This is a genomic window from Haliea atlantica (assembly GCF_054779855.1).
The window spans coordinates 1-21,564 of record NZ_BAAGXL010000015.1 but is presented as its reverse complement, the minus strand read 5'-3'; the positions used below and the strand labels follow the sequence as shown (position 1 = coordinate 21,564).

Sequence of the window (21,564 nt, the reverse complement as noted above, 5' to 3'; positions counted from 1 at the left end):
TGCCGCCGGCATTATCTCAAATACCTTGCCCTGAAGCAGGGTTTTTCAACAGCCTGTTAGGAGGTCTAGCCTGATCGCTAATGGCGGGTAAAGAGGATACGGATCAAATGCGAGTCAACCAAATAGCCAAGGAGATTGGGGTAACCGCGGATACAGTGCGCTTCTACACGCGCGTCGGCTACCTCAACCCGAGCAAGAACCCTACCAATGGATATAAAGAGTATGGCAACAAGGAAAGGCGCCTGCTGCGTTTTATTCTGAGCGCTAGACAACTGGGGTTTTCGGTGGAGAATATTGGTCAAATTCTCAGTACCGCCGAACAGGGTCGCTCCCCCTGCCCACTGGTCCGGGAGCTAATCCGGCAGCGTTTGATCGAAACTGAAAAGAGCTTTCAAGACAGCGTGCAACTTCGCCAACGCATGATGACGGCGATTGAAACCTGGAGCCAGAAGCCGGACCGAGCACCGACAGGTGACATGATCTGCCACTTGATCGAAGAATTTGACCACACCGTGGCAGCTGGCGACATCGGCGCATAAGCAATCGGAGAGATCTCATGGACACCCCCAGCTCGACCTCACAATCACAAACAGTCAATGATCGCGATAACCAGCAATTCATCCAATTCGTAGTACCGGGTATGGGCAGCAACCACTGTGCCGGCCTGATTACCGAGTCCATTGAGCGCTTGCCGGGCATTCTTACCGTGAATACCAATATCGGTAATCATCGCGTCGGTGTTGAATTCGACGCATCCCAAACCAGTGGCGACCTTATCCAGAGTGCCATTGAAAAAGCCGGCTACGACGTGGCCAGCACGACATCCTCACCACCGAAGACCGGCGGTGAGTCCACTTTCACTGTCCCCGGCATGGGCAGCGATCACTGTGCCGGACTGGTTTCCAGCTCCATCAAGCGTCTCGCCGGCATCACTGACATTTCCACCAACATTGCCAATCACAAGGTGACGGTTCGCTTTGATCCGGCAACGGCGGATGCAGAAACAATCAAAAACGCCATTGAACGTGCGGGATACGAGGTGGCCGGCGTCAGCGAAAACCGAGAGCAGACGGATACGGAGGCGGATGAAGCCGTCGAGGAACGCTACCTCGACCAGGCATGGAAGCGCCTGTGGTTCGCCGCTATACCCACCACCCTGATCATGGTACTGATGATGGTACACATGCTATTGGTGCCGGTGCCAGGTTATCTGGCCTGGGTGGTCCTGCTCGGCTTTCCCGTGGTGTTCCTCCGGGGTGGTTGGGCCACGCACCGCTCGTCCTGGCGCTCCCTCACCAACCGTACCGCCAACATGGATGTGCTCATCTCCATGGGCAGCCTGCCCCCCTACCTGATTGGGCTGGTGGGCTTTGTCTATCCCATGACCTCTTTTATTGAGATGGCCGCCACCATCATGACTTTTCACATGCTCGGCCGCTACCTGGAAACCCGGGCCAAGGGGCGAGCCTCCCAAGCGATCAAGAAGCTGCTCAAGCTGGGCGCCAAGACCGCTGCCGTGTTGCGTGATGGGCAGGAAGTAGAAGTGCCGGTGCCGGAACTCCAGGTGGGAGACATCATGGTGGTCCGCCCCGGCGCCAAAGTGCCCACCGACGGCGAGATCGTCGAGGGCAACAGCCACCTGGATGAATCCATCGCCACCGGCGAGTCCGTGCCGGTGGAGAAAGGGCCCGGCGACGGGGTGATTGGTGCCACCATCAATAAGGAAGGCATGCTCCAGGTGCGCGCCACCCGGGTGGGCGCCGATACCTTCCTGTCACAGGTCGTCCGGCTGGTGGAGCAGGCTCAGGGGTCCAGGGTGCCCATCCAGGAATTCGCCGACAAGGTGACCGCGAAATTCGTCCCGGGGGTTATTGTCATCAGTTTGGCGAGCCTGGTGGTCTGGCTGCTGTTCGCCGAGCCGCTGCGACCGATTCTCTACTGGGGCGCCGAATTCCTGCCTTGGGTTAACCCGGAACTTTCACCCTTAATGTTGGGGATTCTCTCGGCGATTTCCGTGCTGGTCATCGCCTGCCCCTGCGCTTTGGGACTGGCCACCCCCACTGCCATCATGGTGGGCTCGGGTTTGGGCGCCGAGAGCGGCGTGTTGATCCGCTCCGGCGAAGCCATTCAATCCCTCAAGGACATCAAGGCCGTGGTCCTCGACAAGACCGGTACCATCACCAAAGGCGAGCCGGCACTCACCGACGTGATTGCCACCGCCGACTTCGATGAGGGCGACGTGCTCCGCTTCGCGGCGTCGGTGGAAGCGGGCTCCGAACACCCTCTGGGGCAAGCCATCGTAGCCGGTGCGCGAGAAAAGGGCCTGGATGTTCCGACCGTCGCCGAGTTCCGGGCCATTACCGCCCGCGGGGTGGAAGGCCGGGTCGACGACCAACTCATTCGCGTCGGCAGCCGCCGGCTTCTCAATGAAGCAGACATCGAACTGGGCGACCTGGAAGAGGCGCTGGTCCGACTGGAAAATGAGGGCAAGACCGCCATGTTGGTGGCCGCTGGAGACCGCGCCGCTGGCATTGTCGCCGTGGCCGACACCATCAAGGAGGACTCGAAAGCTGCCATTGCCGCTCTCCATGAACTGGGGATTCACACCGTCATGATCACCGGCGATAACGAGCGCACTGCCCGCCACGTGGCGAAGCAGGTGGGCATCGACGAGGTGCTGGCGGGTGTCCTGCCGGAAGGCAAGGTGGACGCCATCCGAAAGTTGCAGGAAAAGTACGGTCAGCAGGTGGCCATGGTGGGCGACGGCATCAACGATGCCCCGGCACTGAAACAGGCCAATGTGGGCATTGCCATCGGCGCCGGCGCGGACGTCGCCATCGAGGCGGCGGATGTCACCCTTGTGAAAGGCGAACTGTCCAAGGTGGTGGAAGCCATTCGCCTGTCACGGGCCACCTTCCGCAAGATCGTGGAGAACCTGTTCTGGGCCTGGTTCTACAACCTGGCGGCCATCCCCATCGCTGCGGTGGGTCTGCTTCACCCCATGATTGGGGTGATCGCCATGACTACCAGCTCCCTGTCGGTGATCGGCAACTCACTGCGCCTGAAGCGGGTGAAACTGAATGTGGATAAATAATCCGCTTCCAAATTAACAGCGCTGCGGCAGAGGAAAAAGCAACATGGCAAGCAAACCCGGATACTGGACCAGCCTTCACGGCTTGGCAACACTCACACTGATTGGCGCCGCACTCTATTTTCTCTTTATGGAACACGGCGCTCACCTCCTTCCGTATCTGCCCTTTCTGATTATCCTGCTGTGTCCACTGATGCACCTCTTTATGCACAAGGGCCACGGCGGGCACGGTGGTGGAGAGCACGGTCACGGCCAACATCAACAAACGGATGCGGACCAAGCCTATCGCCGGGGCCTGGAAGAAGGCCGAAAAGAGGCTGCCAAGCGACGATAGGCATTATATACAACCGGTGAGCTCAACCCTCACCAACCGAAATCGACTTTTCAACTTATCTACCAGGAGAGCACCATGAAAAAACTGTCCAGAGTAATCACCCTCGCTGCAATTATTGCAACCCCTGTCTTCGCCCAGGACGGTCACCAACACAGTGATGAGACGACGGACGGCGCCATGGGAATACACGGTCAACAGATGACATCGATGCACGAGCACATGCAGGAAATGCATGCATTGATGGAAGAGATAAAAACCGAGCAGGATCCGGAGAAACGCCAGCAATTAATGGAGGAACACATGGATGCCATGCAATCCGGCATGCATATGATGAGGATGAATATGGGCACATCACACCAGCCCGGCGACAGGGGTCAGGACATGGCGCCCATGAACATGGAAAAGTGCATGAGCATGATGAGCGAACACCGGAACATGATGCAAGGAATGATGGATCAGATGAATGAGCACCAGGCGCAAGAGAGAAAGCTCCGCAAACATATTCACAAGAAATAGCTGTTCCGACGGGAACTGTGCATCCTCAACCCTGATGCTGAATATGGCCCCGATACAGCGATAAGGAGCTCCGTTAATGAAACACAAAGAACACCGATTGGGCGTTTCAGAGGTCAACCTGGTACATCGTCATCTCAGGCTTGTGATGCCCATCGATAGCACGAAACTGAACGAAGCCATTGCAGAGATTGACCAGCTATACGGCCTGGATGAAGTCATTTTCAATGAGAAATCCACCAAACTCGATTTCTCCTATGACGCATCCCGGTTATGTATCGACTGCGTGGAGGAAATTCTGACGAAGCACGGTATTCAACCCAAAGATGACTGGTGGACGCATTTTAAAGAAGAGTACTACCGGTTCGTCGATCAGAACGTCAAGGAGAATGTCCGACATGAGCCCTGGAGTTGTCACCGCACACCCCCACATACCAGGAAATAGGGGCTGAAACCTCATTCCCTTTGCTCCCGCATACCGAAGACAGGTGCGAAAATGAACCAACAATCACAACAGAGCGATAGTCCCCAAGGGGAAAAGCCGAACAGCCCCGTCAATTGGCGATACTGATTTGTTCTCTGTGGTTTCACCGCGTTTGCCGCACTGCTTCTCCTGCAGGAGCACAGAGCCCATTTATGGGGCATGGTGCTTTACCTGATATTGATTCTGTGCCCGCTGATGCTTCTCGTGATCTACCGGGAAGATAAAAAGCTGGACCGACAGCTCGACAAAATGGCGGATGACGACAAGGAGGATAAGGCGTGAACCACGAGAGCATGCAAGCCTACGGCTTGTGGGGCCTGGTTATCGTCAACTCGGCGGTTTTCATTTTCTTTGCGTTGAGTTTTTTCAAACCGAAAACCCGCACGGACTGGCGCAGTTTCAGCGCCTTCAGCGCGTTCCTTGTCGCACTATTTGCGGAGATGTACGGCTTTCCGCTGACCATCTATCTGCTGTCGGGCTGGCTGCAGTCCCGTTTCCCCCAGGTGGACTGGCTGTCCCATGACGCCGGCCATTTACTGGAAATGATATTCGGCTGGGAAGCCAATCCGCATTTCGGGCCTTTCCACCTGCTCAGTTTCGCGCTGATCGGTGGAGGCTTCTGGCTGATCTCCAAGGGCTGGCAGGAACTCTACGCCGCCCAAAAGGCAAAAACACTGGCCAGGCAGGGGCTCTATGCCCGGATGCAACACCCGCAATATCTTGGCTTTATCCTGATCATGACGGGTTTTTTGTTCCAATGGCCCACGCTGCTGACCCTCGCCATGTACCCGGTGCTGGTTTACATGTACGTGCGCCTCGCCAAAAGCGAGGAAAAAGCCGCCGAAACTGAGTTCGGGGAGCAGTGGCGACAATACGCACGGAAGACACCCCGGTTTATTCCCGACTGGCGTAAAACAGCAGCCCCGGGCGGCTAGGCAGGTGCCAGAAACAGCGGTTTCTCCACCGACATTTTCACTTGTGACATTGAGACAGATAGCGAGAGACGATGAAGATTACTTTTATGGGGGCGGCCGACACCGTCACGGGTTCACGTTTCCTGTTGGAACATGGGGATCACCGGCTTCTAGTGGATTGCGGGTTGTTCCAGGGCGGCCCTGAAGCCGCGTCCTTCAATCGCGAAGCCCTGCCCTTCTCTCCGGGAATTTTGGATGCCGTCCTGGTCACTCATGGACATATCGATCACAGCGGCTTTCTGCCAGCCCTGGTGGCCAATGGCTACCGGGGCCCGATTTATACAACACCGGCCACCGCTGAACTTTGCGGCATCCTGCTCCCGGATTCCGCCAGACTGCAAAATGAGCATTTCGGCTATCTGCAACGACACGGGATAAATACGCCGGATCACGAACCGCTATACAGCGAAGAGGATGCGGAGAGAACGCTAAAGCTCTTTGAATCACGCCCGATGCAAAGATCTTTTCCTGTCGCCCCTGACGTGAGCGCACAATTTATCCCCGCCGGCCACATTCTTGGGGCTGCAAGCCTGTATCTGCAGGTAGGCGATCACCGCCTCTGCTTCTCAGGCGATCTGGGGCGCCCCGTGGACCCCATCATGCAGCCCCCCGAGCCCTTCGCCGGCGCCGACTACCTGCTGGTGGAATCCACCTACGGCACACGGCAACACCCCCCGACAGATCCCGCCCTGACCCTGGAGCAGCTGGTCAATGAGACTGCGAACAGGGGCGGCACCGTGGTTATCCCGGCCTTTGCGGTGGGCCGGGCCCAGAGCCTCCTGCACTTGCTGGCCAAAGCCACCGCCGCGGGCCGGATACCGGATCTGCCGGTATTTCTCGACAGCCCCATGGCCATCAACGCCACGAAACTGTTTTGCCGCTACCCCGAGGCCCACCGCCTGAACAGTGACGAATGTGAACAAATGTGTGATCGCGCCCACTATACCCGCAAAGTACAGGACTCCAAACAAATCTTCACCCATTCCGGCGCCAAGATCATTATCGCCGCCAGTGGCATGGCCACGGGTGGTCGCGTCCTGCACCATTTGAAGCGCTATCTTCCGGACCCTCGCAATACCCTGCTGATCGTCGGCTACCAGGCGCCCAACACCTTGGGAGCCAAACTACAAGCGGGCACCCGGGACGTTCGGATTCTCGGTCAAGACCTGATGGTTGAGGCACAGGTGGCAACCATCGAAGGCCTCTCCGCCCATGCAGACCAAACGGAACTCACCGCCTGGCTGCAGGGGGCCGATCCGCCCCGCCAGACGTTTGTCATCCACGGTGAGGCGGAGGCCAGGCGTGGTTTCGCCGACCATATTACCCGCTCACTAAACTGGAACACGGCCTGCCCCGAGAAGGGACAGACCATCGAACTGGAGTAAGCCTTGGATACCGCTGTTGCACTGGTCAAAGCCTATCTGCAAATCAACGGCTATTTTTGCGTGTCGGAATATCCGCTCATGGAGACGACCAAAGGCGGCAATGTCCGCACCGTCAGCGACCTGGACATCCTCGCCTTTCGGTTTCCCCATGCCGGCCGGGAAACGAGCGTCCGCAAAAGGCGCAAACTCGTCGGCGACGTCCGCTTCGAGCCGGATGTGGCCTTGGGCGCCCCCCAGGACGGTGCCGATATGATCGTCGGCGAGGTCAAGCGCGGACGAGCCCGGTTCAACCCACCCGCCCGCAAACCGGAGGTCCTGGCCGGCGCTCTGATGCGGTTCGGGTGCTGTACTCCCTCGCAGTCGAGGAACCTGGCCTATGAGCTTCTCCAACACGGACATGCCGAAAGCGAGCACGGCCATAGGATTAGAATGGTCGCCTTCGGCGATGTCGACGACAGCGAAGAGCTCGGAGCATCCCCCCACAAGTGGCACATCGTCTCCCTGGAAAGCATCGTCCGCTGCCTGCGACAACACCTGCATGACAACTGGGACGTACTGCGCCGCGTGCATTTCAGCAACGACACCCTGGACCTGCTGGCCATTCTGGAACGTATCGAAAACGCCGCGGAAAGCCGCCGGGAAAACGGGGAATCCGATTGATGGACGGACAACGTTACCTGCTCAAACCCCGTCGACTGAGTGTCGATACCCACCAGGAACTGGTGGTCTATATGCGCGGCGACTGCCATGTTTGCCGCTCTGAAGGGTTCAATGCCCACAGCAGGATTCAGGTCAACATCAACGAACGCAGCATTCTAGCCACCCTCAACGTCATTCACGGCGGCTGGCTGGCTCCGGACGAATTCGGCCTCTCGGAGTCCGCCTGGCACGCCCTGAATCCCCAGAACGGCGAGCGCGCCGGTTTCACCCACGCGCCCACCGTGGACTCGATGAGTGCGGTACGGGCCAAGATCTACGGCAATCCGCTTCGTGACGCCCAGTTTGACGCCATTATCTCGGATGTGTGCAAGGGATTTTATACCGATGTAGAACTGGCCACCTTTCTCACCACCTGCGCCAGTCATGGACTCGATAAAAGGGAAATAACCGGCCTGACCCAGGCCATGATCAACGCAGGGGAACGCCTCGATTGGCGCCGGACAATGGTCGTCGACAAGCACTGTGTCGGGGGCTTGCCCGGCAACCGAACCACGCCGCTGGTAGTGTCCATGGTGGCCGCGGAAGGACTGGTCATGCCCAAGACCTCGTCCCGAGCGATCACCTCCCCGGCGGGCACCGCCGACACCATGGAAACCCTGGCGCCCGTCGCGCTTTCCATTGCCGACATGCGCCGCGTGGTGGAACAGGAAGGCGGCTGTATTGCCTGGGGCGGCGCGGTATCCCTAAGCCCTGCCGATGACATTCTCATCCGTATCGAACGGGCCATCGATCTCGACAGCGAGGGGCAACTGGTGGCTTCGGTGCTGTCCAAAAAAGCCGCCGCCGGCGCCACCCATGTAGTGCTCGACCTGCCGGTGGGACCCACGGCCAAGGTCCGCAGCGAAACCGACGCCCGGCGCCTGGCGGCGCTATTGTGCGACACCGGCAAAGCGATTGGACTGGCGGTGCGGGCGGTCATTACCGATGGCATGCAACCAGTAGGACGCGGCATCGGCCCCGCCCTGGAGGCCCGGGACGTCCTGGCGGTGTTGCAGAACGAGGATGACGCGCCCGCGGATTTACGGGAAAGATCCATTGCGTTGGCTGGCGCGATTTTCGAGCTGGGGGGACTTGTCGCTGAAGGTAGCGGCACCGCTCTGGCGGCGGAAACCCTGAGCAGCGGCAGGGCCTGGCGGAAATTTCAGGCCATCTGCGAAGCCCAGGGCGGCATACGCACACCGCCGGTGGCAGCACTGACGCAGCCGGCGCCGGCGACCCGTGAGGGCATTGTCACCGCTATCGACAACCGCGTGCTGGCACGCATTGCGAAACTCGCGGGCGCACCGGGCGCGCCCGCCTCCGGGCTCGACTTGCATGTGCGGCTTGGCGATCGGGTCGAACGGGGCCAGCCCCTGTTCACTCTGCACACCGAGACTGCCGGTGAGCTCGCCTATGCCCTGGAATACCTGGACACACATCCGGATGTCATTCGCATTGGCGAGCAATCAGATAAAAGTAGTGCATCGCAATGACTGCCGACCGCGCCACAGACATCGCGCTCAGCATCAACACCGGCAGCCAAAGCGTACGGTTGGCCAGTTACCGGATCGAAGCGGGCACTGTGAATCGAATGAAGCGACTTCATTACGATGAATCCGAAACAGCAGCGATCGATCCACTGTCCGTTTTGCTCAACCTGCCTTCTCCCGAACTGGTGATGCATCGCTGGGTGTACGGCGGCGATTGGTTGACCGGACCCTATCAATATCGTGGGGAAGATGCCGAAGAACTCGACAAGCTCGTTGCGCTAGCGCCGCTGCACAACCCGAAGGCCCACCGCTGGCTGCAGGCTGCGATGGACTGTTGGCCTGACGCCCAACAAATCCTGGTCCCGGATACCGGGCTTTTTCGGACAATGCCCGAAGTCGCCTGGCGGATTCCGCTGCCCCGTGGTCTTTGTAAGAACCACGGTTTGCGGCGCTACGGCTTTCACGGTCTCGCCCACGCCGCACTGTGGCGTGAGCTGCGGGAGCACGACCCGACTCGCGCCGCCGGCCGGGTCATCACCCTGCAACTGGGCGGTGGCTGTTCGGCAACAGCGCTATTGAATGGCCACCCCCAAGACACCTCGATGGGCTACTCGCCGCTGTCCGGTCTGCTGATGAGCACGCGCCCCGGCGATATCGATGTCGGCGCATTGCTGGCCCTGTTGCCACATTACAGCGGCGAGAACCTGGCCACGATGCTTAATCAGGAATCCGGCTTGCGGGCGGTCTCCGGGGAATCGGGCGATATGCGCACCCTGCTGGCGAGCCGGGAGCCGGAGGCCGCGATGGCTATCGAGCAATTCTGCTACCGCATACGACAATACGTCGGCGCCTACGCCGCCGTGCTGGGGGGCCTCGACGCCCTGGTGTTCGGTGGCGGCATCGGGCTGCACGCGCCGGTCATTCGCGAGCACATCGTGCAACCGCTGGCATGGCTCGGCCTGCGCATGGATGCCGGGAGAAATGCCGGCCTGGGCGATAACGGCGGTCGCATCAGTACGCCAGATAGCTCGGTGGGCCTATATGCCCTGGCGGGAGACGAGGAACGGGAACTCTGCGAACAGGGGTTGGCACTGGAGGGATCACAATGAGCCACGAGCAACATCGACTGGCAGCACTTGCCAGACAGTACCGAGAACACGATAAGCAATTTGCCCATTGGGCGCAGGGCTATGGGGTTATCCAACACCAGGATGACACCCAGGTGCGCATTTTCCGCCTTGCCTGTGATCTGGAGGAGACCGGCAAGATCGCGGACAAGACCGCGGTGTTCCAAGCGCTGGCAGCTGCGGACCGATTGGCCAATGCCGGCATGTGGCTGGTGGTCCACATGACCTATGCCAGGAATGTCTATCTCGACGGCCGTCCCCTGAGTGCCGGGGACTTCAAAGACGACCCCCAGGGCCACACCGGCGGCTCCCTGAATATGGTGCCCGCCTACATCGGCTACCTCACCGCCGATGCCCTCTCCGGCGTCACCCGTAGCTGGCTGATGGGCCAGGGCCACTGCGTGGCGGCAGTGGACGCCTGTAATCTCCTGGTGGGCAACATGGAATCCGCCCACGCCGATCGCTACGCCTGGTCGGACGAGGGGCTTTCCCGTTTGACGCGGGACTTCTACACCTATGGGTTGGGCCCGGATGGTCTTCCCGCCTCCCCCCTGGGCAGCCATGTCAATGTCCATACCGCCGGCGGTCTCCACGAGGGAGGCTATCTCGGCTTTGCCGAGCTGGAGTACGTGCACATGCCCCTGCCCGGCGAGCGCCTGGTGGCCTTTCTCAGTGACGGCGCCTTCGAGGAGCAACGCGGCAGCGACTGGGCACCCCGCTGGTGGCGGGCGGAGGACTGCGGCCTGGTGACGCCGGTGATGATCGCCAACGGGCGGCGCATCGAGCAGCGCTCCACCCTGTTCCAACAGGGCGGCGTCGAGTGGTTCGCTCGCCACCTGCGCCACAATGGTTTCGATCCCCTGCTGATCGACGGCACCGACCCGGCGGCTTTCGCCTGGGCCATTATCGAAGCCGAGGAACGGTTGCAGGGATGCGCGGATGCCATTCAAAGTGGCGCCACCACCTATCCGGTTCCACTGCATTACGTCATCGCCGAGGCCCCCAAGGGCTACGGCTTTCCCGGCGCCGGCACCAATCGTGCCCACAACCTGCCCCTTCAGGGCAATCCCGCCAAGAACGCATCAGCCGCAGCGGAATTCAACAGCGGCGCGTCGCGCCTGTTCGTGCCGGCGGATGCCTTGCGGGAGGCGACTCGCCAGCTGCAAAACCACGAGAGTCAGGGGCGGGCGCTGGAGAAAAACCACCCGCTTACCCGCCGTTCGGTGACACTGAAGAACCCGGTGACACCGGCATGGCACCCGCTCGACAGCCGCGAGTCCCCCATGGCGGCACTCGATGGATACTTTGTCGCCCTCACCGAGGCCAACCCCGAATGGCGGGTGCGCATCGGCAATCCCGACGAGTTGCGCAGCAACCGCTTCGGCAAGACACTGGAGCGCTTCCGGCACCGGGTATACAGACCGGAGCCCGGTGCCGACGAGGCAGTGGACGGCGCCGTGATCACGGCCCTGAACGAGGAGGCCGTGGCCTGCGCGGCGCTGGGCAACAAGGGCGGCATCAACCTGGTGGTCAGCTATGAGGCCTTTGCCGTGAAGATGCTCGGTATCCTGCGCCAGGAGATCATCTTTGCCCGCCACCAGAAGGAGGCCGGCAGACCGCCCCGCTGGCTGTCGGTGCCCTTCCTGCTGACCTCCCACACCTGGGAGAATGGCAAGAACGAACAGTCCCACCAGGATCCCACCCTGGCCGAAGCCCTGCTGGGGGAGATGGCGGACACCAGCGTGGTGCGCTTCCCGGCGGATGCCAACAGCGCTCTCGCCGCCCTGGCGGACTGTTACCGCCGCCAGGGGGAGATCCATGCCCTGGTGGTACCCAAGGGCAAGCTCCCGGTGATGTTGTCCGGGGAGCAGGCCAACCAACTCGTGAACGACGGGGGCACCTGCCTGCGGGGCGATGCCAGCGCGGCCATCCAATTGGTGGCGATCGGCGCCTATCAGTTGCAGCAGTGCCTGCTGGCCTGGCGGCGCCTGGCGGATCGCGGCATGACTGCTGCTGTCGCCTATCTGCTGGAACCCGGACGGTTCCGGGAATTTCCCCGCGACACCCTGGAAGCTGGCAGTCAGGCAGCCCTAGACGACTTGCTGCCCGCTAAGGCCAACCGGGTGGTGCTCACCCATACCCGCCCGGAAGCGATCAGGGGCCTGTTGCCGGCGGGCCGTGCCGCGCGGGTGTTGGGCTACTGCAACCGGGGCGGCACTCTGGACGTGGAAGGCATGCTGTTCGCCAACGGCTGCAGCTGGCTGCACGTCCTCGCAGCCGTCGCCGAACTGACGGGAGACAATATCGCCGACTGGCTGACCTCTACAGAGCAGGATGCCCTGGCCGGTCGCATCGATCCACGTCCCCTGCTTCGAGCTGAGGAGAACCCATGACAACCATTTGGCATAAGCTATACAGCCTCCACGAGGATAAAGCCCTCGCCCAGCGGCTCGGCGAATCACTCGGCCTGGAGGCGGGGCGTCTCGACATGCGCCACTTCCCCGACGGCGAGAGCTATCTGCGGATACTGGACGAGGTCAAAAACCGCAATGTGGTGGTGCTGGCGGACCTCTACCAGCCGGATCGCCGCATCCTTCCCCTGCTCCTGCTAGCCGAGACCCTCCGTGATCTCGGCGCTGGAGAGATATTGCTGGTGGCGCCCTACCTGCCCTATATGCGCCAGGACAAGCGCTTTCACAGCGGCGAGGGGGTGACGTCGCGGTATTTTGCGAAACTACTGTCCCGCTACTTTTCCGCGCTGGTCACCGTCGATCCCCATCTGCACCGCTATCACGACTTGTCGGAGATTTACGATATTCCCACCCGGGCAGGCCACGCCGCGCCATTGATCGCCGAGTGGATCGCCGCCAATGTCGACAAGCCGGTGTTGATCGGCCCCGACAGCGAGAGCGAGCAGTGGGTTGCGGCGGTGGCAAAACAGGCCGGTGCCCCCTTCACGGTATTGAGCAAAACCCGGCGTGGCGACCGTGACGTCGAGGTCAGCATACCCCAGATCGAGCGTTGGCGGGACCATACCCCGGTACTCGTGGACGACATTATCTCCAGTGGCCATACCATGCTGGAAACCCTGTCGCATTTGACACGCCTGGGGCTGCCCGATGCCGTGTGCCTGGCGGTCCATGGGATCTTCGCCGAGAGTTCGGACGAAAAACTCACCGCAATAGCTTGTCGGCTGGTGACCAGCAACGCCATCCCCCACCCCACCAATGCCATCGATATCGGCGGCCTTCTGGCCGACAGCATCCGCGTATTGGGTTGAAGCGTCATGCAGTATGCGTACCTCGTCTGGAGCCTGATACTGCTGGGGATCTGGGGAACGATTTTCGCGATGCGGCCGCGGCTGAGAAGCAAAATATTGCGCATGAGCCTGATCACGGCACCTCTGGGCTTGAGCGAACCGCTATTCGTACCCGACTACTGGCTTCCGCCTACCTTGTTCAGTCTGGCCGAACGCACCGGTTTCGATCTGGAAAGCCTGATTTTCGCCTTTGCCGTGGGAGGAATCAGCAGTTCGATTTATCCCGCGCTTGTCCCCGTGGCCATGGCCCCTGTTGCCGTTGAGGAACGCCATCACTCCCGGCATCGCTGGCACAAGGTGGTGCTGTGGACACCTATCGTATTCTTCCTTTTCCTAGAGGCAGCTACCCCCTGGAACCCAATTTATACGGCATCGCTGGCCATGTTGTCCGGCGGTATTGCCAATGGCCTCTGTCGTCCCGATCTGTGGCGGCCGATGCTGGTGGGGGCCGTCATTTTCACCGCGGTCTACTTCATCTACTTCTCCTCCCTCGTGGCGTTTTATCCGGCCTATGTTGACCACGTCTGGCAACTGGAGTCCCTCAGCGGCTGGCTGGTGGCCGGTGTCCCTGTGGAGGAGCTGCTGTTTGCCGGCACTCTCGGCCTGATGTGGTGCTCTCTCTACGAACACCTTTATTGGCACCAGTACCTCCCCGAGGCGTCAACATGAGCGAGCACCCCATACCCACCGATATTGCGTGGATGGTAATGGTGGCGCTGCTCTGGGCCATTTGCTTCCCGTTTATTGTGATTGGCCTACCCGACGCCCCACCTCTTTTATTTGCCGCCTTGCGTGCCTTTCTTGCCGGTGGGCTGCTCGTCTTTGTGTGCATGGCGCCGCGGCTTCGAGGAACCTATCAGTTCAATCCCCGCAACCTGCTACACCTGGGACTGATCGGCTTATCGTACACGGCTTTGGGCTTTGGCGGCATGTTCCTGGGCGCCGGGCACTTGTCACCGGGCCTGGCAACCGTGCTCGCGGGCACCCAGCCCCTGATTGCCGCGGCGATCGCCGCCATCTGGCTTGGTGAAACCCTGAAGGCCAAGGGTATAGCCGGGTTGGTCACCGGTTTTTTGGGTGTAGGCTTATTGTCGTGGCCGGGATTCGGCGGGAACAATGACGGCTACCTCTGGGGAATTACCTGGGTCCTGATGGCGGCTATCGGAACGGCGATAGGCAATATTCTGCTAAAAAAGGAAGCGGGCGGCTCCATCGCTGCACCCATGGCGATCCAACTTCTGTTCGGTGGCGGAATGCTGTTGCTCGCCTCAGCGATGGCCGGTGAGCACTGGAACGTTGACTGGACAGCCCGGTTCACCGGCTCCCTGCTCATTCTCTCCGCGCTGGCAACAGCCGCGATGATATTTCTCTGGTTTGGGCTGCTTGCCCGCGCCCCCTTGAACCAACTGAACGTCTTCAGCTTTCTGACCCCGGTGTTTGGGCTTCTGATTGGATTTTTGTTCTTTGATGAAAGGCTGCAACTTGCCCAGGCGCTGGGCATCCTCGTAGTCACCTTCGGCATCGCCCTCATGCAAGGGCGAAATGCTGTCATTGAGGCTGATAATAGAGAGGCACCTTGTTGATCACTGCAATCGATATTCGCAGTGAATAGACTGATGGGAGATACTAACAAACGGTGTAATGCATGACCGAACGGATAGGCCGAGGGATCTTCAGCGACACGGATTGCAGGCGCGATCCACGATTTCCAGAATTGCCACTGGCGGGTTTCGGTTTTTTGACGAATTTTGTTTGGGAGATTCTTCAGGTGCCCTGGTTCACGGGGATGGCGGAGGCATCTCACGGCTCGGTGATCGGATTGTGTATACGCGCCACGAGCGGTGACATCCTGATTCTGCTGGCCAGCTTCTGGTTGTCATCGATCATCTGCGGACATCGACAATGGCTCCTGAAGGGTGAGCAAAAGCCAGCCGGCATCCTAATTATCACGGCTCTCGTCGTTACCATCATTCTGGAATGGCTGGCGACTGGCCCGCTGGAGCGGTGGGCATACACGGACTCCATGCCGATGATCCCGCTGCTGGGCGTGGGCCTTTCCCCGCTGCTGCAGTGGCTATTGTTGCCACCATTGATAATGTGGCTGACGCGCCGACACATGCTCAGCCACAACGCTTTTCGCTCCTACGGCTCTGGCGAACCGCCTCGCAATATTAGAGGCCAAACCAGGTAAATGCTCTAGCGCGCGTCAGGCAGACTAATGAAGCACGCTATCGACAAGGTTCAATTCAGTTTTCTGCCACAAATTAGAGAGGAAATAATATATGCACAATTCGAGCGCACCTGATGTTCGTTTACGTATCGTCCCGTTAGGCAACACCTTGTCACTGCTACTGGCAATCAGCTACCTGCTCTGCGTGGGCTTTGGCCTGCTTGCACCGGAACAGATGCGCATGTATGAGGCTTGGGCGCCATTGTTGCCCGGTTTCGAATGGCTTACGTGGACGGGCTTTTTCATTGGCTTAGTCGAAGCCTATTTGTACGGTTGGTATATCGCGGTTTTATTCGTACCCTTGTACCGGCGGTTCTCCAGAAATGGCCATTGACGGCATCACACCCGCCATAGGTCGAACGAACCGTTTGAGAACCTTCGACCATTATTCGCAGGCTGTTGGCGAATTTTCGAACTTCATCATTCATGCCCATGAAGCTTAACGCGAATAGCTTCAAGTGAATCGTTTATGAACAGGTTAACGAAATTTCTGCGGGAATATCTTGGTGATGTGGGAGTAGTGTTTTACACCTCCGTATTGATTATCACTGCCTTCGTCACCACCGCCGTGCTGTATCCCGATGCGGTGGAATCCACAGCCCAGCAAATTCTCGATGTCACCGCCCGAAATCTCGGCTGGATGTATCTGGTGGCAACCACCGGCTTTGTGCTATTTGTCCTGTTTCTCGCCTTCTCCAAATTTGGAAGCATTCGCCTGGGAGCGGAGAATGAACTGCCGGAGTTTTCGTTCAACAGCTGGCTGGCGATGATATTCTCGGGAGGTATGGGTGTCGGTCTGGTTTTCTGGGGCGTGGCCGAACCGATGATGCATTTCAATGACCCGCCCCTTGGTCTCGCCGAACCCCGCACCTCGGATGCGGCGCAACTGGGAATGCGCTACGCGTTTTTCCATTGGGGATTCCACCAATGGGCCAATTTCACACTGGTGGGGCTGGCCATTGCCTATGTGCGTTTTCGTCACAGCAGTCGCGGCCTGATCAGCGAAAGCTTCCGCTCGTTACTGGGCGATCGGGTGGACCGCGGCTGGGGCAATATCGTCGATACCCTGGCCGTGATCTCCACCGTATTCGGCGTCGCAACGACTCTCGGACTTGGCGCGTTACAGGTCAACAGCGGCCTGGCCAATATGGGAGTTGCTGCCTACTCGACGACATCACAATTCTACATTCTCGCGGGACTCGCAACCTTGTTCATCATTTCGGCAATGACGCCCCTCAACATGGGGATCCGCTATCTCAGTAATGCCAATATGGTGCTCGCCGCCGGACTGTTATTTTTTGTGCTCGCCACGGGACCGAGCGGTTTTATCTTCAGCGAACTCACCCAGACAATGGGTGAGTACCTCGGCAATATCATAGAGATGAGTCTGGTAACCACCCCCTATTCCCACGAACACTGGGTGGAGCAGTGGACCATGTTCTACTGGGCATGGGGGTTGAGCTGGGCCCCCTTCGTAGGCAGTTTCATAGCGAGGATCTCGAGGGGCAGAACTATCCGCGAGTTCGTCCTGGGTGTGATGATCGTACCCGTGGCTTTAAGCATGTTATGGTTTGCCACCTTCGGTGGCTCCGCAATCTACTTCGATTTGTTCGACGGCGTCGCTATTGCAGATGCCGTGTCGGAGGAAGTGCCGGCCGGACTTTACGTACTTCTCGATCAGTTACCCTGGGGCGAGTTCGCGGCCATACTGACCGTGGCGCTGGTCTCCATGTTCGTGGTGACGTCGGCGGATTCCGCCACCTTTGTGCTGGGCATGTTCACCTCCAAGGGGGTTCTGACTCCAACACGGTTTGTTCGAATCCTCTGGGGAGGACTTCAGCTACTAATGGCTTCCGTCTTATTGCTAAGCGGTGGCCTGAACGGGCTGCGAACCGTATCCATTATCGCCGCTTTCCCCTTCATGTTGCTGATGGTACTGATGGCATTCTCCCTTCACAAAGACCTCGCGGCGGAGATCAGGCGGCAGGAGGAAAAGGAACAATTGCTCCACACCCGGATAGAACAATTACTAATGCGGGAATCCGAACGGGACGCGGAGCGCCGGGAAGAGGAAGAAATTCATCCAACCGCTCCGGAGGAATGCCCCGCGCGGAAGTGCGACAACTAGCCAATCCGAACCGCCTTCATTGGGATTTGTGATCGTGGCTAAAGGTTGCCTCCACAACCTCGTCGCGCCCCGACAGCTGTATGACCAGCCGAATACGGTAGGGAACTTCACTTTGCAATGAAAAATAATTGCCATAACTGACCGTATCGGCGATGTGCATCATCTCCAGATCCTTCCGTTGGGGTGCCAGTCCCAGCTCCACAACCTCGGCCTTCACGAAGGCATCCGTGATACGCTGACCTGTGGCATCGTCGAACAGGGTTACCACCAAATGAACCGGAGAGTTCCCGCCGGGCACGCCGCCATGCATGCGACTTTCCTCATGATCGACCGGGTGGCCCTGGACGATCTGGGCCGGCATCAGGCCAATATAGATTGCCACTCCGTCGGCAACCTGAAAATTTCCGGTTACGTCTTTCGCCACCGCAATATTGGCGGCCAACAGTAGAGCGATTCCCATCATGGTCTTTACCGATTGTGTATACATCACATCTCTCCTCATGTCGCTCATTGATAGTAACTGAATAATGGGCATTGTCGGTCGCCTTTTTTGGCGCTCACTCCTCTCACCTTACTGCACCCGGCGCCGAAATACCCAGAGGGATAAAAGAAATAAGGGGATTCCGAGTGCCAGCATGGCCAGAGCCTCATCCCAGAGAACCTCGAGGCCAGCACCTTTGAGAAAAATGCCGATAACGATATCCATGTAGTAACGCAGGGGACTCAGCAGGGAGAGCGTTTGCAGGAACTCGGGCATGGCTTCTACCGGGGTAAGGCTGCCCGACAAGAACATTATCGGGAAAAGCCCGAAAAAGGAGAGCAGCAGCGCCTGTTGAAGGGTGCGGCTGTAGGCGGCGATTAACACGCCGAGGGCAATCGCACTGAGCAAAAAGATGGCCGTCAGCACCAGGAATAAAAGCAGACTGCCCTGAAGAGGCACATCGAAAGCTCTGACAATCACGAGGCTCGGAAAGATAGACAACACGCCCATGATCAGCGTCGGTGTGATCTTGGCCAGGAACAATTCCAGGGTGGAAATTGGTGTCACCAGCAACTGCTCGATGGTGCCGCGCTCCTTTTCCCGGACTATGGACGCCGCCGGGTGAATAACACCCACCATCATGCCGGCCAGAGCGATCATGGATAACACCATAAAACTCGATGTTGTGAGTTCGGGGTTATACCAGATACGGATCAGCGGGACTGCGCCCCGCGTCTCTCCAGCAGTGTTGAGTACCTCACGTTCCTGGCGCTGAACGATCTGCAGAGCATCATTGACGGCGTTGGCGGCAATGTTGGAATTGGTTCCGTCCTGGAGGAACTGGAGCTGGACGCCGACGCCAGCGACAAGGTCACGCTCGAACCCGGCGGGAATGACCAGCACCGCAGCGGCATCACCCTTTTCCAGATGGTCTGTTGCGGTTGCCACACGAGCTTCCTGAAATTCCAGGTCGAAGGTTTCGCTCACCGAGAATTTCTGGACCAACGAGCGACTCAACGCACTGCGATCCTGATCCACCACCGCCAGGGGCAGGTGGCTGACATCGAAACCGAGCGCGATGGTACAAATAACCACTTCGATGGTGTAAAGCCAGAGTATCAGCACCAGTATCAACCGGTCGCGAAAGAACTGCACGATCTCCTTGCGCAACAATCCCAGAAAGGCAATTCCCATCAGACCACCTTCTGCCTCATCCGCCAAACCGCAAAGATAAATATCAGAGCCGTATAGGCAATGAGCATCACCAGATGCGGCATAACCGCTTCGAGGCCGGCTGATTTCAGGACCACGCCGCGGGATATTTCCATAAAATCACCGGCAGGGAAAAGACGACTATAGAGTTGCAGGCCGAGGGGCATGGTAAAGAGAGGAAACAAAAAGCCGGAAAACAGAAACGATGGCATAAGCGTGACGATGAGCGTTATCAGCATGGCCGCCAACTGGGTGCGTACCAGCGATGAACCCAGCAGGCCGATGCCCACCGTAGTCATCACATAGACCAAAGCGGACACCAGCAGCAGCGCCGGGCTGCCGGTCATCGGCACCTGGAACCAGGCAAACCCCACTGCGATGACCATCAGAATTTCCAGAAACGCCACCAGGCCGTAAGGCACCAGTTTGCCGACGATAAACTCACCCGAAGTCACCGGCGAAGCATAGATCTGCTCGATGGTCCCCGTCTCTTTCTCGCGCACGATCGCCAAGGCGGTCAACAGTGGCGGGAACGCCATCAGTATGACGGCGAACAGGCCGGGAACGACGAAGTTGACGCTGCGCAGGGAGGGATTGAACCAGACCCTGGCCTGGACCCGAATGGCGGCCTGACGGGGAGCGGGAAAATTTCCGATCACAGCATCGGCATAGGCCGAGGCCAATCGAGCCAACACGGGATAGCCGCCGTCCACGATGATCTGGACCGGCGCCGACTCGTCCCTGAGGAGTCGCCGGGCAAAACCGGCCGGAATCACCACTCCCATTTTGATCGTCGAACTCTGCATTGCCGAATCCAGGTCGTGAAGATCGGTGCTTTTCTGCTGTAATTGAAAGTACCGAGAGCTGTCGAAACGGGCGGTCAGGGCGCGACTTGCCGACGTGTTGTCCAGATCGTAGATCCCCAGGGCGACGCGCTCCACGTCCAGGTTGACCGCATAGCCAAACAGAAACAGCATGATCAGGGGCATAATCACGGCCAGCGCAACGGTAATGGGATCGCGAATCAGCTCGCGACTTTCCTTGACGATGAGGGCCCTGAGCCGATGACCTTTCATGACCCCAATGCCCGGGAATTGGCCGTTCCCGCCTGTTCTATAGCCGCGGTGAATAGCGCCTCCACCGTCGCGCCGGCATCGAGGCCAAGAGAATGATTCAGCGATGCCCTGCTGCCGTGCGCGAGCAGCCGCCCGTCCAGCATCAACGCCAGACGGTCACAATAAGCCGCTTCCTCCAGGTAATGGGTGGTGACCACTACCGTCATGCCGTTGACGGCCAGCTCACGGATAACTCGCCAGAAACGGTACCGGGCGACGGGATCGACACCGGAGGTGGGCTCATCCAGAAACAGGACCCGGGGCCTGTGGAGAAGGCTGCAGGCCAGCGCCAGACGCTGGCGCAAGGCACTCGAGAGATCGCGGGTGAGCTTGTCGGGCAGGTCCGTCAGGCCCGTTACCCCCCGGGCCCAGTCGATCGCAGTACGCGCCGCGCCTCCGGCCAGGCCGTAAGCGTTGGCAAAGAAACGCAGATTTTCCCAGGGAGTCAATTCCAGATAGAGTGAAAATCGTTGAGACATGTAACCGATCTGTCGACGCAAGGCGGCACTGCCCGCCCCCGGGCTCAGCCCTGCCACCCGGGCGCTGCCCTCGTCGATGGTAACAAGTCCACAAAGGGCCCTGATCAGGGTTGTCTTGCCCGCCCCGTTGGGTCCCAGCAAGGCGAGCAACTCACCGGGCGGGGCGTCGAAGCTCACCCGGTCAACGGCTTTGAAATGGCCGAAGCGGACGCTGAGACCATTTACCGCCAACCCCTCCCCATTTTCTTTGTCCTCCCGGGAAAATTCCAGGAACTGCTGCTCGCCGGTCATCCTCTCCGTCCGCAGAACAAACAGGTCCTCGAGCCGGGGCTCAGCGGCCGCCACGTGGAGACTCTTTGGCAATGACTCCGACAATCGGTTTTCGATTATGTCCGTCTTCACCATCAGCCGCAGATGATCGGGTAACCACTGCACGGAATGGACGTGTATGGACTCCTCCTCTATTGCAAGCACTTTTTTGATCACGAGAAGGTACGACTGCC

General features: G+C 59.2%; 21 protein-coding genes and 1 pseudogene. 18 read left to right on the top strand and 4 right to left on the bottom strand.

Features of this window, described 5'->3' with window-relative positions:
- The first annotated feature begins 107 nt into the window (after positions 1 to 107).
- The 18 genes and pseudogenes from ACYVGS_RS10725 (at position 108) to ACYVGS_RS10640 (ending at position 17,774) form a co-directional block, all read left to right on the top strand.
- Positions 108 to 539, top strand: a complete 432-nt coding sequence (locus tag ACYVGS_RS10725) for a MerR family transcriptional regulator (RefSeq protein ID WP_460588683.1) — start codon at positions 108 to 110, stop codon at positions 537 to 539.
- A gap of 17 nt (positions 540 to 556) precedes the next feature.
- The gene (locus tag ACYVGS_RS10720) at positions 557 to 3,094 is read left to right on the top strand and encodes a heavy metal translocating P-type ATPase (protein ID WP_460588682.1); all 2,538 of its coding nucleotides are present in this window, start codon (positions 557 to 559) and stop codon (positions 3,092 to 3,094) included.
- 43 nt (positions 3,095 to 3,137) lie between these two features.
- Entirely contained in the window at positions 3,138 to 3,425 is a 288-nt protein-coding gene (locus ACYVGS_RS10715; protein ID WP_460588681.1) for a DUF2933 domain-containing protein, read from the top strand.
- Between the two features lie 75 nt (positions 3,426 to 3,500).
- Entirely contained in the window at positions 3,501 to 3,941 is a 441-nt protein-coding gene (locus tag ACYVGS_RS10710; protein WP_460588680.1) for an EMC3/TMCO1 family protein, read from the top strand.
- A 76-nt stretch (positions 3,942 to 4,017) separates the two neighbouring features.
- A complete protein-coding gene (locus tag ACYVGS_RS10705; protein WP_460588679.1) occupies positions 4,018 to 4,383 on the top strand; it encodes a cation transporter in 366 nt (121 codons plus the stop codon).
- Between the two features lie 150 nt (positions 4,384 to 4,533).
- A pseudogene (locus ACYVGS_RS10700) lies at positions 4,534 to 4,704 on the top strand (DUF2933 domain-containing protein); the annotation flags it as partial.
- Positions 4,701 to 5,357, top strand: coding sequence for a methyltransferase family protein (locus ACYVGS_RS10695; protein WP_460588678.1), 657 nt, complete (start codon positions 4,701 to 4,703; stop codon positions 5,355 to 5,357). The pseudogene ACYVGS_RS10700 and the gene ACYVGS_RS10695, both read left to right, overlap by 4 nt.
- Before the next feature lie 71 nt (positions 5,358 to 5,428).
- The gene (locus ACYVGS_RS10690; protein WP_460588677.1) at positions 5,429 to 6,781 is read left to right on the top strand and encodes an MBL fold metallo-hydrolase RNA specificity domain-containing protein; all 1,353 of its coding nucleotides are present in this window, start codon (positions 5,429 to 5,431) and stop codon (positions 6,779 to 6,781) included.
- Between the two features lie 3 nt (positions 6,782 to 6,784).
- Positions 6,785 to 7,441: a hypothetical protein gene (locus ACYVGS_RS10685; RefSeq protein ID WP_460588676.1), complete on the top strand. Its 657-nt coding sequence runs from the start codon at positions 6,785 to 6,787 to the stop codon at positions 7,439 to 7,441.
- Positions 7,441 to 8,973, top strand: a complete 1,533-nt coding sequence (locus tag ACYVGS_RS10680) for a thymidine phosphorylase family protein (RefSeq protein WP_460588675.1) — start codon at positions 7,441 to 7,443, stop codon at positions 8,971 to 8,973. Before ACYVGS_RS10685 ends, ACYVGS_RS10680 begins: the two co-directional genes overlap by 1 nt.
- Complete coding sequence (locus ACYVGS_RS10675; RefSeq protein WP_460588674.1) at positions 8,970 to 10,079, top strand: acetate/propionate family kinase; 1,110 nt, start codon at positions 8,970 to 8,972, stop codon at positions 10,077 to 10,079. Before ACYVGS_RS10680 ends, ACYVGS_RS10675 begins: the two co-directional genes overlap by 4 nt.
- Positions 10,076 to 12,490, top strand: coding sequence for a phosphoketolase family protein (locus tag ACYVGS_RS10670; RefSeq protein WP_460588673.1), 2,415 nt, complete (start codon positions 10,076 to 10,078; stop codon positions 12,488 to 12,490). Before ACYVGS_RS10675 ends, ACYVGS_RS10670 begins: the two co-directional genes overlap by 4 nt.
- Positions 12,487 to 13,377, top strand: coding sequence for a ribose-phosphate pyrophosphokinase (locus ACYVGS_RS10665; RefSeq protein WP_460588672.1), 891 nt, complete (start codon positions 12,487 to 12,489; stop codon positions 13,375 to 13,377). The genes ACYVGS_RS10670 and ACYVGS_RS10665 overlap by 4 nt, the downstream gene beginning before the upstream one ends.
- A gap of 6 nt (positions 13,378 to 13,383) precedes the next feature.
- A complete protein-coding gene (locus tag ACYVGS_RS10660; RefSeq protein WP_460588671.1) occupies positions 13,384 to 14,085 on the top strand; it encodes a lycopene cyclase domain-containing protein in 702 nt (233 codons plus the stop codon).
- A complete protein-coding gene (locus tag ACYVGS_RS10655) occupies positions 14,082 to 14,999 on the top strand; it encodes a DMT family transporter (protein ID WP_460588670.1) in 918 nt (305 codons plus the stop codon). The genes ACYVGS_RS10660 and ACYVGS_RS10655 overlap by 4 nt, the downstream gene beginning before the upstream one ends.
- Positions 15,000 to 15,061: 62 nt before the next feature.
- Complete coding sequence (locus tag ACYVGS_RS10650) at positions 15,062 to 15,607, top strand: hypothetical protein (RefSeq protein ID WP_460588669.1); 546 nt, start codon at positions 15,062 to 15,064, stop codon at positions 15,605 to 15,607.
- A 91-nt stretch (positions 15,608 to 15,698) separates the two neighbouring features.
- Positions 15,699 to 15,980: a DUF5676 family membrane protein gene (locus tag ACYVGS_RS10645; protein WP_460588668.1), complete on the top strand. Its 282-nt coding sequence runs from the start codon at positions 15,699 to 15,701 to the stop codon at positions 15,978 to 15,980.
- Between the two features lie 135 nt (positions 15,981 to 16,115).
- Complete coding sequence (locus tag ACYVGS_RS10640; protein WP_460588667.1) at positions 16,116 to 17,774, top strand: BCCT family transporter; 1,659 nt, start codon at positions 16,116 to 16,118, stop codon at positions 17,772 to 17,774.
- Positions 17,775 to 17,790: 16 nt separating this feature from the next.
- Here the strand turns inward: ACYVGS_RS10640 and ACYVGS_RS10635 are convergent, their stop codons facing one another.
- The 4 genes from ACYVGS_RS10635 to ACYVGS_RS10620 form a co-directional block, all read right to left on the bottom strand.
- Complete coding sequence (locus ACYVGS_RS10635) at positions 17,791 to 18,261, bottom strand: hypothetical protein (RefSeq protein WP_460588666.1); 471 nt, start codon at positions 18,259 to 18,261, stop codon at positions 17,791 to 17,793.
- Positions 18,262 to 18,345: 84 nt separating this feature from the next.
- Entirely contained in the window at positions 18,346 to 19,449 is a 1,104-nt protein-coding gene (locus ACYVGS_RS10630; RefSeq protein ID WP_460588665.1) for an ABC transporter permease, read from the bottom strand.
- Positions 19,449 to 20,543 (bottom strand): ABC transporter permease, encoded by a 1,095-nt coding sequence (locus tag ACYVGS_RS10625; RefSeq protein WP_460588664.1) that lies wholly within the window; start codon positions 20,541 to 20,543, stop codon positions 19,449 to 19,451. Before ACYVGS_RS10625 ends, ACYVGS_RS10630 begins: the two co-directional genes overlap by 1 nt.
- The coding region (locus ACYVGS_RS10620) for an ABC transporter ATP-binding protein (protein WP_460588663.1) at positions 20,540 to 21,564 on the bottom strand (1,025 nt) is incomplete at its 5' end. The genes ACYVGS_RS10620 and ACYVGS_RS10625, both read right to left, overlap by 4 nt.

What these genes read in the sequence shown, in the direction of transcription:
- ACYVGS_RS10725 (WP_460588683.1), top strand. Translation starts at nt 108, where the DNA reads ATGCGAGTCAACCAAATAGCCAAGGAGATTGGGGTAACCGCGGATACA.
- ACYVGS_RS10720 (WP_460588682.1), top strand. Translation starts at nt 557, where the DNA reads ATGGACACCCCCAGCTCGACCTCACAATCACAAACAGTCAATGATCGC.
- ACYVGS_RS10715 (WP_460588681.1), top strand. Translation starts at nt 3,138, where the DNA reads ATGGCAAGCAAACCCGGATACTGGACCAGCCTTCACGGCTTGGCAACA.
- ACYVGS_RS10710 (WP_460588680.1), top strand. Translation starts at nt 3,501, where the DNA reads ATGAAAAAACTGTCCAGAGTAATCACCCTCGCTGCAATTATTGCAACC.
- ACYVGS_RS10705 (WP_460588679.1), top strand. Translation starts at nt 4,018, where the DNA reads ATGAAACACAAAGAACACCGATTGGGCGTTTCAGAGGTCAACCTGGTA.
- ACYVGS_RS10690 (WP_460588677.1), top strand. Translation starts at nt 5,429, where the DNA reads ATGAAGATTACTTTTATGGGGGCGGCCGACACCGTCACGGGTTCACGT.
- ACYVGS_RS10680 (WP_460588675.1), top strand. Translation starts at nt 7,441, where the DNA reads ATGGACGGACAACGTTACCTGCTCAAACCCCGTCGACTGAGTGTCGAT.
- ACYVGS_RS10675 (WP_460588674.1), top strand. Translation starts at nt 8,970, where the DNA reads ATGACTGCCGACCGCGCCACAGACATCGCGCTCAGCATCAACACCGGC.
- ACYVGS_RS10670 (WP_460588673.1), top strand. Translation starts at nt 10,076, where the DNA reads ATGAGCCACGAGCAACATCGACTGGCAGCACTTGCCAGACAGTACCGA.
- ACYVGS_RS10665 (WP_460588672.1), top strand. Translation starts at nt 12,487, where the DNA reads ATGACAACCATTTGGCATAAGCTATACAGCCTCCACGAGGATAAAGCC.
- ACYVGS_RS10660 (WP_460588671.1), top strand. Translation starts at nt 13,384, where the DNA reads ATGCAGTATGCGTACCTCGTCTGGAGCCTGATACTGCTGGGGATCTGG.
- ACYVGS_RS10655 (WP_460588670.1), top strand. Translation starts at nt 14,082, where the DNA reads ATGAGCGAGCACCCCATACCCACCGATATTGCGTGGATGGTAATGGTG.
- ACYVGS_RS10650 (WP_460588669.1), top strand. Translation starts at nt 15,062, where the DNA reads ATGACCGAACGGATAGGCCGAGGGATCTTCAGCGACACGGATTGCAGG.
- ACYVGS_RS10645 (WP_460588668.1), top strand. Translation starts at nt 15,699, where the DNA reads ATGCACAATTCGAGCGCACCTGATGTTCGTTTACGTATCGTCCCGTTA.
- ACYVGS_RS10640 (WP_460588667.1), top strand. Translation starts at nt 16,116, where the DNA reads ATGAACAGGTTAACGAAATTTCTGCGGGAATATCTTGGTGATGTGGGA.
- ACYVGS_RS10635 (WP_460588666.1), bottom strand. Translation starts at nt 18,261, where the DNA reads ATGTATACACAATCGGTAAAGACCATGATGGGAATCGCTCTACTGTTG.
- ACYVGS_RS10630 (WP_460588665.1), bottom strand. Translation starts at nt 19,449, where the DNA reads ATGGGAATTGCCTTTCTGGGATTGTTGCGCAAGGAGATCGTGCAGTTC.
- ACYVGS_RS10625 (WP_460588664.1), bottom strand. Translation starts at nt 20,543, where the DNA reads ATGAAAGGTCATCGGCTCAGGGCCCTCATCGTCAAGGAAAGTCGCGAG.